The organism is Alloprevotella tannerae ATCC 51259 (assembly GCF_000159995.1).
In the GTDB taxonomy this organism is placed as follows: domain Bacteria; phylum Bacteroidota; class Bacteroidia; order Bacteroidales; family Bacteroidaceae; genus Alloprevotella; species Alloprevotella tannerae.
In genome coordinates this window covers 109045-123596 of sequence record NZ_GG700642.1, presented here as the reverse complement: position 1 = coordinate 123596, position 14552 = coordinate 109045, and the positions used below count along the sequence as shown (strand labels likewise).

At 47.4% G+C, this 14552-nt stretch carries 7 protein-coding genes; 3 read left to right on the top strand and 4 right to left on the bottom strand.

The window, feature by feature from the left end:
• Positions 1–59 precede the first annotated feature (59 nt).
• Positions 60–1001, top strand: coding sequence for a glycosyltransferase family 2 protein (locus GCWU000325_RS00545; protein ID WP_040598703.1), 942 nt, complete (start codon positions 60–62; stop codon positions 999–1001).
• Here the strand turns inward: GCWU000325_RS00545 and GCWU000325_RS00540 are convergent.
• The 4 genes from GCWU000325_RS00540 to recQ form a co-directional block, all read right to left on the bottom strand.
• Entirely contained in the window at positions 973–5364 is a 4392-nt protein-coding gene (locus GCWU000325_RS00540) for a translocation/assembly module TamB domain-containing protein (RefSeq protein ID WP_006253916.1), read from the bottom strand. The genes GCWU000325_RS00545 and GCWU000325_RS00540 overlap by 29 nt on opposite strands.
• A 340-nt stretch (positions 5365–5704) precedes the next feature.
• Positions 5705–7000, bottom strand: coding sequence for a tetratricopeptide repeat protein (locus GCWU000325_RS00535; RefSeq protein WP_040598699.1), 1296 nt, complete (start codon positions 6998–7000; stop codon positions 5705–5707).
• Positions 7001–7088: 88 nt separating this feature from the next.
• On the bottom strand, positions 7089–8789 hold the full coding sequence (locus tag GCWU000325_RS00530; protein WP_006253912.1) for a glutamine--tRNA ligase/YqeY domain fusion protein: 1701 nt from the start codon (positions 8787–8789) through the stop codon (positions 7089–7091).
• A gap of 45 nt (positions 8790–8834) precedes the next feature.
• Positions 8835–11015, bottom strand: a complete 2181-nt coding sequence (gene recQ, locus GCWU000325_RS00525; protein ID WP_006253911.1) for a DNA helicase RecQ — start codon at positions 11013–11015, stop codon at positions 8835–8837.
• Positions 11016–11589: 574 nt separating this feature from the next.
• Between recQ and GCWU000325_RS00520 the strand changes: the two genes are divergently transcribed.
• Positions 11590–11988, top strand: a complete 399-nt coding sequence (locus GCWU000325_RS00520; RefSeq protein ID WP_006253910.1) for a hypothetical protein — start codon at positions 11590–11592, stop codon at positions 11986–11988.
• A gap of 35 nt (positions 11989–12023) precedes the next feature.
• Positions 12024–14408 carry an ATP-dependent helicase gene (locus tag GCWU000325_RS00515; protein ID WP_006253909.1) on the top strand — a complete coding sequence of 795 codons (2385 nt, stop codon included), beginning with the start codon at positions 12024–12026 and terminating at the stop codon, positions 14406–14408.
• The last annotated feature ends 144 nt before the right edge of the window (positions 14409–14552 follow it).

Genomic DNA, 14552 nt, shown 5'->3' with positions numbered 1-14552 from the left:
AATATAGAATAAATGGCCTATTTCTCGTAAATTTGCAAACCATATCTTACGATTTATTTATGCTTTCTGTTCTTATTCCAACCTATAATTGCGATTGCTCCACCTTGGTTAGTGACTTAGCGCATCAGGGGTTGGAATTGATGGAAAATACAAAGGAGGGCTTTGATTTTGAAATAATCGTCCTCGACGACTGCTCAACACTTGAGCCGCTCAATGCTGTAGCTGAGAAGGTTAATGCGCTTCCGCATTGTCGCTGGATAAGGGCCGAACGCAACAGTGGGCCGGCTGCATCGCGCAATCATCTGATTGATTTGGCGCGTTTCCCGTATCTCTTATTTATAGATAGCGATGCGCAAGTGTGTACGGCGGACTTCTTGGTGCGTTATTGGGAGGTGCGCGATCAGGCAAAGGTCGTTTGCGGCCGCCTCTACACGCCTTCCGGACCTGCGCCTGAAGGGCATGAATTGCGTAGCCGCTATGAACTATCGGCGGAAAGGCTTCGGCCGGCCGATGTGCGTCAAAAGCAGCCGTATCGTTTCTTCACGATGTTTAATGCGATGTTTGCGCGAGAAGTTTTCGATGCGGTGCGCTTCGATCCGCGCTGTACGGATTATGGTTATGAAGATGCGCTTTTGGGATTGGAACTTCGATCCGCGCATTTTTCGATTCTGCATATCGACAATCCACTTATACACACAGGTATTGATTCGAACGAAAGTTTTCTGAAGAAAACGGAGACGGCATTACGTACACTCAGCAAATTAGGTGAGCCGATGCAAAGCGAAAGTGGACCATCGCGCCTCTATCTTCAAGCAAAAAGGCTTGGCTTGAGCGGTTTGCTGCGTTGGACATTGGGCTTTTGGAGCCGGCACATGCGCCATTACTTATTAGAAAGTAAGCGCCCCTTGTTGTTTATCTTCTCTCTCTATAAATTATGGTACTACGCCGATTTGCAAAAATCGAAGCGCAAGGCTACCAAGTCGAACGGCGGCGGAAATTGATCAGCACGGGGGCTTCTTCTTGCTGAGGAAGCGGCTGTGACTGCTTGTTGTTCTTCTTTTTGCGTAGCTTCAAGAGGTCTCTAAAATTGATGAAGTCGCGCTGTAGTAGCAGACCAACGCCCTGCGTCGTCAGCGAGGACTTGGTATAGTAGCGATCGTTGGTTTCGCTATAGGCTTTTAAACTCACGCCTCCTCCGGGCGTCAGCAAATAACGCAGATCAAAGTCGCCTATAAAGTTTGTATTGTTGATTGGCTTATCGCGATAACCGAAATTTCCATTGATGATAAGCCGATTATTTAATAGACGGCCGCTTAACAAGCCTTCGACCTCCATATCTTTCCAGCCAACAAGGCCCGTCTGAACGTTAGCACCAAAGGACCAATTAGAATTGCCTATCGCATTTTGCAACACGTTGTTCAATTGGTCACTTAGCGTGTTAGATAGGAAGCTCTTCATTGCGGCCGTGCTCTGCGTCTGCCTTGTTCCGGCGTTTGTTTGATCATAATCGTAAGTGTAAAAACGCCCAATGCTTAAAAGATATAGCACCTGCATATTCATATCCTCCTCCGAACTGATCAGATTTCGCACCATCTGCTTCTCATCTTCGTTAACCGTGGGAAGATCGAGGTCAAAAGAAACTTGCGGGTTGCCGGCTTTACCCTTAATGTTTAGCAAACAATTGACGCGCACCGTATTTCGACTGAAGTTGTTACCAATATTTAAATCGCTCAGTGAGGCAGATTTCACCGTATATACAGCTTGCATATCCAGATCACCTTGGAATGGATCGCCCGCAAAAATCATTTTACTCCCCGGCGTCAGCGTAAAATTCTTACGAATCAGATCCTGCACACTGATCCTATACGATCCACCATCAATCTTATAAGTGCCATACATTTTAAACGCACCTTTATTATACCAATTCGCACGAATAGGTCCCGATCCGTGGAGAGTGAGCACGTTGCCCGCTTTCTCGTCCGTTACGATCTTCAGTGTTGCTTCCGGACGTACATCAAACAAGAAATTAAGTTTAATATCCGTCAGCTGAGTCATCGTTTTTATGCCGGCAACAGCTCCTTGCTTTACAAGTGAATCCTTTCCATTATGCAGACGCAACAAGGCATTGTCGCCCTTCTCCGGCGCATCGGCAGTATAGGTCAGTGTTGTGCCTTCTTCAGTGCGCATATCCAAATCGGCCTCAAATAGTCCCGGCCGTCCGCTCAAGTGTGCGCTACCTGAGCCATAAGCTGTAGCATAAAAAGGTAAGTCTGCTGATTGTGAGCGCTTATATACTAAGAGGTCTTCTGCAGAAATATTGAAATCATACGTCAAGTTATGCAAATGGTTGTGGCGTAAATAGCCCTGCGCGACGCCCTTTCCTTTTTCTCCATCTGAAATGGGAATTTCATTGAAGCTAAACAAGCCGGGGCGTATCACGACGCGCCCACCATCGACCTTATAATGTGCCCCCGTAGCTGCAATTTGCGCTTCCAGCTCCACCTCTTCTTCGCCTTTCAAGTCCAATTGTTTCAGCGGGCCAAAAAGTCGAACGTGTCCCGTTGCTTTTCCGCGCAGGTCATTAAAAATGTCGCCCACCCATCGGCGCAGGAAGCGCAGATCAGTCCCTGTTCCTTTTATGAAGAGGTCTAAATTCTTATGCAGGAGCGATACGTAGCCTTTCACATCAGTCACGCCTTCTTCCGGATTCAGAATATGAGCGTCTATGTTAATCTGTTTTTGTTTTGTGTCAAATCCACCTCGGATGTAAGCCGTCCCCATCGGCCCGTTGTTTATCAAAAAACGAGGTATCTTCAAACCTACGGAGACTATGGGGTAGCCGGCCGTTTCCGATACGCTGAGCGTGCCCGTTGCAGGTCCGGCGAAGGCCACGTCGTTAAAGTTTACAAGGTTCAAGATATAGTCTACATTCACCTTTTGCAAAGTTGCCACGATCGAGTCTTTAGGTGAGGGCGACAAGCGTCCGCTTATGGACAAACTGCGGTCGCCGTGCTGCAGCGAGAAGCCTTTTACGTCCAAGGTGCGGTCTACATAAGCCAATTCGCCTTTAGAGAAGGTCCACAAAGTATCGCCTACGGTCATCGTTGTCGGCACAAAATCTGTTCGGATCAAGCGCCCACGCAACGTTTGTTTGAACGTAGAGATCAATTTCATATCACCCTTAAACTCGTGCTCATCTGCGCTGGCCCAAGCTAAGTGTGTATGGAGTTTACCGCTATCTGTTTTCGCCTCCAGTGCCACTCTCATCTGCGTATTTCCTACCTCTTTTGCCGCTTGTGCCAAGCCTGTATAGCGCGTTCCTTCTCCTTGCAGATAAAAGCGCAAATCGGAAAGGGCAAAGTTGTTGTATGACAGAGTCGGCGCACTAATGATGACGGATGAGCGCGCGCTGCTGCTTAACTTGCCCTCTATTTTGATGCCCTTTTCGGCATATAAGGGGATGTGAAGAAAGCGATTGAGCATGTCTGTCTTTTTTACCTGTCCTTTAAAGGCCAATGTCGTTCGCGGAGACGCAATCGGTTTTGAGAAGAAGCCGGGTAAACTTCGGTCTAATAAAGAAAAGAGCAATTGCTTAATCGTAGCGGGCGCTATGGGCCCTTCTACCAGCAAGTCGGCAAAGTCACTTTTTAAGTCTAAGCGATTATGTTGTTTGGAGAGTTCTAATTGATTTAAGCGATAAGGGCTGTCAGTGCCGGAGAGCGTGAAGTCATTTACCTTGATATGGCCCGTGAGTTGCTTCAAATCATCTACTGCCATTTTGACGTGACCGGAGAATGAGGATGCACCAAAATAGCGGGTCAAGTTCAATCTTCCCGGGTTCAATTGTTTCACGTCTGCTTCCAAGCGTATCGCTTCCAAGTTTGTCCCACGTAAGCGAGCCTGCACCGTTCCGTTTAAGTCGGCCGCAGGGTCTTTCGCCATAAGCTGAAGTTGCAAATCGTCGTTTCGCTTATTGATGGTTGCTTGCAGATTGTTGTAGAAATGCCCACGATATTGCCCGCTTTCAAGCGCAAGTTTTAGGTCGGCTTTACTACCATCGCGTGCCATGCTACCCGATAGGGTGGCGTAGAGCTGATCCGGCAAATCCTGATTCTGCGCTATGATTGTTGGCCGTAGGGCTTTTACTTTTAAGTTGCCTTCGTAGTGTCCATTAAAAGCCAGTCGGCCTTCTACGCTTCCTACGGCCGTCTTCAACGTGCCTGCAACGCGATTGATGCCGCCTTCCTCCCAACGTAGTCGACCTGTATAGTCGACATAGGCCAGCGTCTTTAGGAAAGCGGGTAGGGGGCGGTGCAAAAAATGTAGAAAGGCTTGCGAGATAAGACCCTCGCGAAGATTCAGCGTTTTGATATTTGCATCCGCACTCACGATGCGTCCATTTCTGCGACTGAGTTTGCCGCTCAGCGCCAGCAGCAAGTTGTTATGCTCTTCGTGGACGTACCAGTTTTCGAGCACGATTTCTTTGGCATTGACGGCAAACAGTCCGCGCGCCGTCAGAGTGTGTGTAAAACCGCGCAAGCGAGGTACAAGAAAACCGAAGTCTGTCGTCGTGAATTGGGCGTTATCAATACGGCCGGCCAAATACAGGGTTTTGAAGAAGTCGTCCGGTTTATAAAAAGCCAGCAGGCGTGGAAAACCAATATTTGTGCCTGGCAACTGCAGGTCAAAGTCTTGTATATCAGCGCGCGTCTTGTTAGCAGCCAAGCGCAGGCTCAGGCGGCGCAAGTCTAAACCGCTCTGCTCGCGCAGAGAAAGCTCACGCACACGTATGTTGATGCTATCCGGCGTCAGATGCTTTAAGCTAACGTTAGCATTGATGTCGGAAACAACTAAGTGGTTCAAATTCAATTTTTCCGGACTTCGAGGGGCGTACAAGGCGTGATAGCTTGCTTTGCAGCGCCTCAAGATCAGCGAGTTGATGCGCAAGTCAAGATTAGAGGGCGATTGATCTTTGGAGCGGAAAGCATCGAGCAAAAATTGAAAATTGGGCGCTTTATCCGGACTTTCTTTGTAGAGGTTTACTTGCGCATCGAGCAGCGAAACCGTACGCAGCGAAACACGCCCTTGAAATAAGGAGCGAAATTCAATCTTAGCCGACATAAGATCAGCACGCAGCAATTCTTTTCCGCGCTGATCGGCTAAGTAGACATCAGTTAGGATCAAACGATTAAACAGGCCCAACCGAACACCACCAATTTTGACCTGCGTATGCAGACGGTCTGAAAGTTGCTGAGAAACAAGCCGGCTCACCCAGCGATCAGCCGGAGAAAAGTTGAAGATAATCAATAGTAGAAGGTAGAGAGACAATAATCCCCCTACGACCCATCGCGCTATTTTTCCCAACTTCTTAATATGCCGACTTCTATATTAGTCGCAAAGTTACGATAAAAAGATGGAAAATAAGGCCATCTCACATTTCATAACTATCTGTCAACGTAGTAGACAAGAAGGATGTAAACAAAATTAACGACAGCCCTAAATGTGGCGTTTTCGTAAAGACTTTTTTCCTCTTCCCTTTGATGGATCTTTAAGAAGCACACCATTATTTAGCTTGCGCTCGTGAGCGCAAACCTTTTTCATCGTGAGCGCAAGCTCTTTTCCTCGTGAGCGTAAGCTCTTTTTCTCGTGAGCGCAAACGGGCTATTTCAATTTTGCGCGCCATTTTCGTGGGGCAAAATTGTTCTTAATCAGGCTCCTGTGTTTCTGCAGTGGGAGCTGCTAAGTTTTCCTTCGCCTTGTCTAAATATTGTAGCGCTACCGGATCGTCTGTCTTTAGTTGCTGCAAGAGTCGCTGCCAAATTGTAGCGGCCTCTTTGTAGATTTTGTTTCTTCCCAAAAGGAACGTATAACGCAGCAAATGGTCTTGATCCGTCGGATCTTCTAACCCTCGCCGGATGATCGTGAGGGCTACGGACGTTTGCTTTTGAGCTAAGGCTGCTTCAGCTATTTGTAGGCGGACGTCTTGCACGTCTATGTTGGCTGAATTTGCACTCATCATCGTTTCTAAGGCCTCTTCGTAGCGCTCGGCATAGAGGAGAACCGAGCTTAGATGGGTCACAATGCGCAGATGATCCACGCTGTCTTGCGGGCAACGCAAGGCTGCTTCTCTGAAAAGGCGAATGGAGGTGTCGTAAAGATGTAGTCCGCCCATTTGTTCAGCCAAGAGGAGGTATACTAAGTAGTCGTCCGGATTGCTATCCAGAAAGTCTTGAACCAAGGTTGAGGCCTCGGCACTTTTACGTAGTCCGATGAGCGATAGTATCTTAATACGCGTGGCGCGACTATTGTCGGCGTTGATCGTAAGAGCGTAGTCGCAACTATCAACTGCCTCTTCAAACTTCTCGGCCTTATATTGCACTTCTGCCAATTGTACCCAAGAGATGTCGTCGTATGGATCTAAGTCGATCATTTTATTGATGGCGTCGATTGCTGCATCGAAGGATCTTAGATTGCAATAAGCCTCTCCTTGGAGTTCGTAAAGATGTTTTTGGTCTTGATAGCCATCCGGCAGCGCTTTAAGGAGGCGCAGGGCGCGATCATAAAGCCCATAGTCGAGTAGAAGTTCGATATAGTCAACGTGAAATTCGACACCAAACTCGTCGTCTTTGAGCTTGAAAGTCTCCGTGAAGATTTTCTCCGCTGAATTAGCATCCAGCTTGCAGAGCATCTTTTCGATATAAAAAAGAGCCACTTCCTTCTCGTTGGGTTCGGAGAGTTGGTGGATGATTTCCTCTGCCTCTTGCCAGCGCAGCCTGTCTTTCAGACGATAAGCCTTGGTCAAGAGCAGATCGTCATTGTTGGGATGGAGTCGAAGTGCAATTCGCAAGCACTCATCTGCTTCTTCGAGTTTGCCTTGCTTGATATAATATTCCAGAATATCAATTAAGGATTCGGCTTCCATATAGAAAGGCTCTCCGGATGCAATCAAGCGTTCGTATTCTTCGATGAGCGCTTGCAGAGAATGGTCTGGATTGGGCATGATTATAGAATGAAGTGGGAGAGGGGTAAAATAAAGTGGAAAGAGAGCCAAATGATATAGCTCCCTTCCCACGCTCATTTGTCTGTATTTAGTTCTTTTTGCCCCAGCTGTCTTTAAGTCCTACGGTCTTATTGAAGATCAGATGGTCGGGCGTAGAGTCTTTATCGTAAGTAAAGTAGCCGATGCGCTGGAATTGCAGGTACTTGTTGGCCGTTTGTTCAGCCGCATAGCGCTCTACATAGCAATTGGTGAATACTTTTTTAGAGTCCGGATTAACGAGTTCGCGGAAGTCTCGCTCGTCCTCAGACGGGTTTTCTACGGAGAAGAGACGGTCGTATTCGCGCACTTCAGCCGGTAGGCAGTGGGCGGCACTCAGCCAATGGAGTGTGCCTTTTACTTTTCGGTTAGCGCCTTCCATTCCGCTGTGACTTTCAGGATCGTATTCGCAATATACTTCTACGACGTTGCCGGCTTCGTCTTTCTTGCAGCCTGTGCAACGCACGATGTAGGCATTCTTTAAGCGAACTTCTTTGCCGGGAACCATACGGAAGAATTTCTTGGGTGCATCTTCCATAAAGTCTTCACGCTCCATCCAAAGTTCGCGACTAAAGGTGATTGTATGCGTGCCTTCTGCCTCGTTTTCGGGATTGTTGACGGCAATCATCTCTTCTTCCTTGCCCTCAGGATAGTTGGTGACGATGAGTTTTACGGGGTGGAGCACAGCACTCAAGCGCAGGGCGCGCGTATTTAGGTCTTCGCGGGCGGCGGCTTCAAGCATTGCAAAGTCGTTGAGCGCATCAAACTTCGTATAGCCAATCATATCGATAAACTTACGCACAGCTTGTGGCGAATAACCACGCCGGCGAAGTCCGCAAACGGTCGGCATACGCGGATCATCCCAACCATCGACAATGTGCTCTTGCACTAAAGCCAGAAGTTTGCGCTTACTCATCATTGTATAAGTGAGGTTGAGCCGATTAAACTCGTATTGGCGCGGTCGATGATCGTTCAGGTCTTTTCCGTTTTTAAGTTCGTCTATAAAATAGTCGTATAAAGGGCGATGGGGAACAAACTCAAGCGTGCAGATAGAGTGAGTGACGCCTTCAAAATAGTCGCTCTGCCCGTGCGCAAAGTCGTACATCGGATAAGCTTTCCATTGATCGCCCGTGCGATGATGGTGCTTATTGATCACACGATAGATGACCGGATCGCGGAAGTGCATATTAGGATTAGCCATATCTATCTTGGCGCGCAGAACCATTGCGCCCTCGGGCACTTCGCCTGTGTTCATCTTCTCAAAGAGCGCCAAACTTTCTTCAATCGGCCTGTCGCGATAAGGACTGGGCTTCCCTGGCTCTGTCGGCGTGCCTTTTTGTGCGGCAATCTCTTCACTGGATTGCTCGTCAATATAAGCTTTTCCCTCCTTAATCAGACGTACTGCAAAGTCCCACAGTTGTTGGAAGTAATCGGAGGCATAATAGATGTTATCCCATTGAAATCCTAACCATTTAATGTCTTCTAAGATTGCCTCTACATATTCTGTGTCTTCCTTCTGCGGATTGGTGTCGTCGAATCGCAGATTACATTTCCCGCCAAAGCGTTCTGCTATGCCGAAATCCATACAGATTGCCTTCGCGTGGCCTATGTGGAGATAGCCGTTGGGCTCGGGCGGGAAGCGTGTTTGCAGCCGACCGTCGTTTTTGCCTTCTTTCAGGTCGTTGTCAACGATCTGCTCAATAAAGTTCATTCGTTCCTTGATCTCGTTCGTGTTCTCGTTGTGCGTACACATACTCTTGCTGTTAAGTGTGAATGGATAACCTTTCTGTCGTGCGGTTTAGTTGCCCATTTCTGAAATAAACTTGATACGGACAAGGCGTATTTCCTCCTCAGAATAATCTTCGCCTAATTCGTTGATGGCCACTTCTAAATCGTCTGTCTCACTCTTTTTGAAATAGTCGTAGATATCGTGGACGTGATCTTCGTCCATAACTTCATTGATAAAGTAGTCGATGTTGATCTTTGTGCCGGAGTAGACGATACTCTCAACCTCTGAAAGCATCTCATCAAATTCGACGCCGTTAGAGACTGCCAAATCGTCGAGTGCCACCTTGCGGTCGATGCTCTGAATGATAGCCACCTTAAACTTTGATTTCTTGGGCACGGTGCGAATGCGAATATCCTCCGGGCGCTCTATTTCATTGTCTATACAATATTGTTTTATGAGCTGGCAAAACTCATCGCCGTATCGCTTTGCTTTACCTGATCCTACGCCCGGAATGTTTTGTAGTTCGTCTGTCGTCTGTGGGAAGACGGTAGCCATTGCTTGGAGTGAAGGATCTTGAAAGATTATATAAGGTGGCAAGTTTAATTCTTTAGATTTCTTTTTGCGCAAATCTTTCAGCATCTCATACAGCTCCGGCGCCACGGTAGTTTCCGCACCGTTTTGCATTGGTTCGCTTTCTGCCGCATCTTTATATTCGTGGTCTTCCACAATCTTGAAGCTGACCGGATGAGAGAGAAAATGCTCTCCCTTATCTGTTACATTAAGAATGCCATAGTTGTCGACTTCCTTAGACAAATAGCCGGCGATCAATCCTTGACGGATGACGGCATTCCACGTTTTTTCCGAGTAGTTTTCGCCACAACCAAATTCTTCTAATTGCTCGTGCTTGTGAGCCAAGACTTCTTCAGTCTCATTACCCAGCAAGATATCTTTTATGTAATCGTCGCGAAAATTCTCTCGGACAGCGAGCACGACTTCCAAGACGCGACACAATAAATCTTTTGCTTCCACTTTCTTTTTCGGATGTAAGCAATTGTCGCAATTGCCACAGTTCTCTTTTTTATAATCTTCTCCAAAATAATGCAAGAGCATCTTACGGCGACATACAGATGATTCCGCATAAGCTGCTGTTTCCTTGAGTAGCAGCCGGCCTATTTCTTGTTCGGCCAAAGGCTTGCCCTCCATAAATTTTTCCAATTTCTTAAGATCGTCAGGAGAGTAGAATGCTAAGCATACGCCCTCTCCGCCATCGCGGCCTGCACGGCCTGTCTCTTGATAGTAACCCTCCAAACTCTTTGGAATGTCATAATGAATCACAAAGCGCACGTCAGGTTTATCTATACCCATACCGAAGGCGATTGTCGCAACAATGATGTCAATTGACTCCATCAAGAAATCGTCCTGCGTTTGCGAGCGCGTCTGCGGATCCATTCCTGCGTGATAGGCTGCAGCTTTTATATTGTTGGCGCGAAGCACCTCAGCCAATTCTTCTACTTTCTTACGACTCAGGCAGTAAATAATGCCACTCTTGCCTTTGTTGTGGTGGATATAAGTGATAATGTCCTTATCAATGTCTTTTGTCTTTGAGCGCACTTCGTAATAGAGGTTAGGACGGTTGAAGCTGCTCTTAAACTCTTTGGCATTGAGGATGCCCAAGTTTTTCTTTATATCAAGTCGAACTTTATCCGTAGCTGTAGCTGTAAGTGCAATGATCGGGGCGCGTCCTATTTCGTCTATGATAGGGCGAATCTTTCTATATTCAGGGCGAAAATCGTGTCCCCATTCTGAAATACAATGCGCCTCATCTATCGCATAGAAGGATATCTTGACCGACTGTAAAAATTCTACCTGCTCGCGCTTTGTCAGGCTTTCCGGAGCGACGTAAAGCAGCTTTGTCTTGCCGGTCCTAATGTCGTCTTTAACCTGATCTATGGCGCCTTTTGTGAGCGATGAGTTAATAAAATGGGCGATACCATCGTCTTCGCTCGTATGGCGGATAGCGTCTACCTGATTCTTCATCAAAGCAATCAATGGGGAGATAATAATGGCTACGCCGTCCATCAGTAGCGAGGGAAGCTGATAGCAGAGCGATTTGCCACCACCTGTTGGCATCAATACGAAAACGTCTTCGCCGTTGAGTAGTGTGCGAATGATTGCTTCTTGGTTGCTCTTGAAAGAGTCGAATCCAAAGTATGATAGCAGTTTTTCTTGTAGATTCAGTTTTCCGTCCATTGTAATCCTTCGATACGGTTGCGTTCCTCTTCGTTTTCAACCCTTTCTCCGTTAGCAGTTAGAGAGTTAAGCCTTCTCTGAGGGACTATCAGGAACAAAGTTAAAAAGAACTTTTGAATACGCGGAACTTTCTGCAAATTTTTACGACAAAATCAACAAAGATTTATTTCCCCTTTTTCGCTCCGGTATCTTAGACTTATTTGCTGTTCAACTCTTTTGCCGACTGTAGAGATTTTTATATCGGTACGCAGAGACCGCTGCAGGTAGAAAAGTTTTAATAGTTAATCGGTATCAAGTATGCATTCCCGAAGGAAACCATTACTCTGACACTGATCGCTATCAAGTGATTGACAAAAGGGGTAAGGTGGGGAGCCAGAAAGCGCAGAGATATTGCCAATTTGCGTTTGTCGGCTGATAAAGTAGCATTAAGCAAGAGAACTTGGCTTCTTATTGCAGGTCAAAAAGGAGACGTATCCGGGCGGAGCCTCTAAAAGCGAATGGCTATATTTCCTATTCGTCTTGGCTTTTCCGTCCAAAAAGTGTAACTTCGCCCCCGTTTGATTAAGAAAACCCAATGAAAAGTTTAGCTTGTCTATTTCTTGTGTTGCTCGGTTTGGGGAGGTGCAACGATCCTCACCCCGATTGGTCCGAGGCACGCCGTGCTGATGAAGCCCAGGGCCAGATCTTGCTTAATAAAGCGCGCAAGCAGATTAAGGCCGGTCAATTAAAAGAGGCCAAGCTCTCCGTCGCTCAGATTCGTGAGCAGCATATGCTGGCTATAAATGCTCGTAAGGAGGGCATCCTGCTGATGGATTCTATCGAATTGCAAACGGCTCGGCAGACGCTTTCATACGTAGACCGCGTTATTCAAGCCGGTGAGAAGTCGGATTCTTTGCTAGGAGTCTTTGATCGTCTTTGCGAGCAGGTGAAATTTTATGAGCGTAAGTTAGATCACGATACTAAGCAATTGTAAGCTGATCCTTGCTCCTTGATAGTGCAACAAAACGCATGCAAGAAGATTTCCTTAATGAAAGTCAGCGCCAGGCCGTGCAATATTGCGACGGCCCTTCGCTTATTATAGCCGGAGCAGGCTCGGGCAAGACGCGCGTGTTGACTTACAAGGTTGCTTATCTACTGCAGAATGGCTATCAACCTTGGGAAATCTTAGCACTGACGTTTACCAACAAGGCGGCGAGAGAGATGCGCGAGCGCATTGCCCAACTCGTAGAGCCTGCGGCTGTCGCGATGCTGTGGGCGGGTACGTTTCACTCAATCTTTGCTCGCATTTTGCGCATAGAGCACGCCGCACTCGGCTTGCCTTCAACTTTCTCAATCTATGATGCTGCCGATGCCAAGAGCTTGGTGAAGTCTATCATTCGCGAGTTGAAATTAGATGATAAAATCTATCGCCCAGGAACGGTAGCTGCGCGTATTTCCGACGCTAAGAATCATCTGATGCTGCCCGACGAATATGCTGCCGATGTCGACCGAATGAATCGCGACAAGCGAGACGGTCTCACGGAGTTAGTGCGCATATACAATATATATATAGAACGTTGCCGCCAAGCCAATGCCTTAGATTTCGACGATCTTCTACTGCGTACCTATCTTCTCTTTCACGATCGTCCGGATATTTGCGAAAAATACGTCCGAAAGTTTCGCTACGTCTTGGTCGACGAGTATCAAGACACCAATGCCGTGCAGTATCGCATCATCCGTTATTTATGTCCCGGCGAGGCCCGCTTGTGTGTCGTAGGTGACGATGCACAGAGCATCTATGCTTTTCGCGGAGCAGATATAGGTAACATTCTCAACTTTCAGACCCATTATCCGAGTGCGAAACTAATAAAATTGGAGCGCAACTATCGATCGACGGAGAATATAGTACAGGCTGCCAATTCAATAATCAGTCGCAATAAAAACCGCATTCCCAAAACGATTTATAGCGAGAACGGCGCGGGCGATAAAGTATGCATCATTTCGGCCTATACAGATAAAGATGAGAGCGCGAAGGTTGTGAAAGAAATCTTCAAGTTGCGTCGTCAGCACCACATTAGTTTAGACCAAGTAGCCATCCTTTATCGTACGAATGCGCAGAGTAGGGCCTTTGAAGATGCACTTCGCAATGCGGCTTTGCCTTATCGCGTCTATGGCGGCTTGTCCTTTTATCAGCGCAAAGAAATTAAAGATATTATTGCTTATTGTCGAGTCGTTTGCAATCCGCAAGACGAAGAGGCTTTGCTACGCATTGTTAATTATCCCACGCGGGGCATCGGACAGACGACGATGAGCAAACTTATAGCTGCGGCAAGAGGAAATGGCGAGCCTTTGTGGAGCGTTCTGTTAGCGCCCGATAAGTTTGGCGTCGCTTTGAATCGGCGGACTTTGGAGAAACTCTATGCCTTTGCCGAACTTATACGGAGTTTTCAGGCGCGGGCCGATGTGATGGGCGTCTACGATTTAGTTTCCGAGCTGCTTGAAGCGTCCGGCATCACGCAAGAGTTGCAGGGCGACCGCACGCCCGAAGGTTTGAGTAAGTGGGAGAACATTCAGGAGTTGCTCAACTCAATCAAAGGCTTTGAGAGCGAACAAGAGACCGGCGTAGTCCTTTTAGCCGATTATCTACCGCAAGTCGTTTTGCTGACAGATCAAGATCAGCAAGATGATGATGAGCCAAAGGTGACGCTGATGACGGTCCACGCTGCAAAGGGCTTGGAATTTGAGGCCGTTTTTGTTACGGGCTTGGAAGACGGACTCTTTCCCGGAACAGCCGCCAAGTATAGTGCGCGCGAATTAGAAGAGGAACGCAGACTCTTTTATGTGGCTGTTACGCGGGCTAAGGCGCATTGCTTCATCACTTACGCCAAGACGCGTTATATTTATGGGCGCTTGGAATTCTGCGAGCCCAGCCTCTTCTTGCAGGAAATCGATCCGCAGTATGTCGAGACAGACAGTTCGTCCGCGAGAGATTTTTCTTCGTTCGGCCACCTCAATAATGGGCGTATGGCGGGCTTGTTTGATGCTGCTAAGGTTGACCGTAAGCCGGCGCCGTCAGACTTTCATTCGCCTACAAGCTCATCTTTTGTTGCGGATAAGGCTTTTAGTCATCGTTCATCCGCCTTTGAAGCCGACTCCTCACGCACGACTGTTCAACAAGGCCGCTTGCGCCGCTTATCGCAAGCCGCTACAACGGTGAAAAATACAGATGCCGAGAGCGAAAGTTCTGGATTGCAAGTGGGCGCAACGATACTTCACGAGCGTTTCGGGCGCGGAGTGGTCCGCAGCATTGAAGGTCACGGCATCAATATGAAGGCTGTGGTCGACTTTGAACAGAATGGGACGAAAAATTTATTGTTGAAATACGCAAAGTTCAAACTGTTGACCGATGAGTGAACTTTTTCGTCTCCTTTGCGCTTTATCCTTGGTTTTGAGATAAAGCAAATTTTCCATTTTATTCTTTGTTTTATTTAGTTGCCCCTAATCGCGGCAAACAATGAGGCTGCAAATAGTCCTTTAAGTCTTTTCTGCGATGAGGAA

Coding starts and splice junctions, on each gene's coding strand:
- GCWU000325_RS00545 (WP_040598703.1), top strand. CDS start 60: ATGCTTTCTGTTCTTATTCCAACCTATAATTGCGATTGCTCCACCTTG.
- GCWU000325_RS00535 (WP_040598699.1), bottom strand. CDS start 7,000: ATGCCCAATCCAGACCATTCTCTGCAAGCGCTCATCGAAGAATACGAA.
- GCWU000325_RS00530 (WP_006253912.1), bottom strand. CDS start 8,789: ATGTGTACGCACAACGAGAACACGAACGAGATCAAGGAACGAATGAAC.
- recQ (WP_006253911.1), bottom strand. CDS start 11,015: ATGGACGGAAAACTGAATCTACAAGAAAAACTGCTATCATACTTTGGA.
- GCWU000325_RS00520 (WP_006253910.1), top strand. CDS start 11,590: ATGAAAAGTTTAGCTTGTCTATTTCTTGTGTTGCTCGGTTTGGGGAGG.
- GCWU000325_RS00515 (WP_006253909.1), top strand. CDS start 12,024: ATGCAAGAAGATTTCCTTAATGAAAGTCAGCGCCAGGCCGTGCAATAT.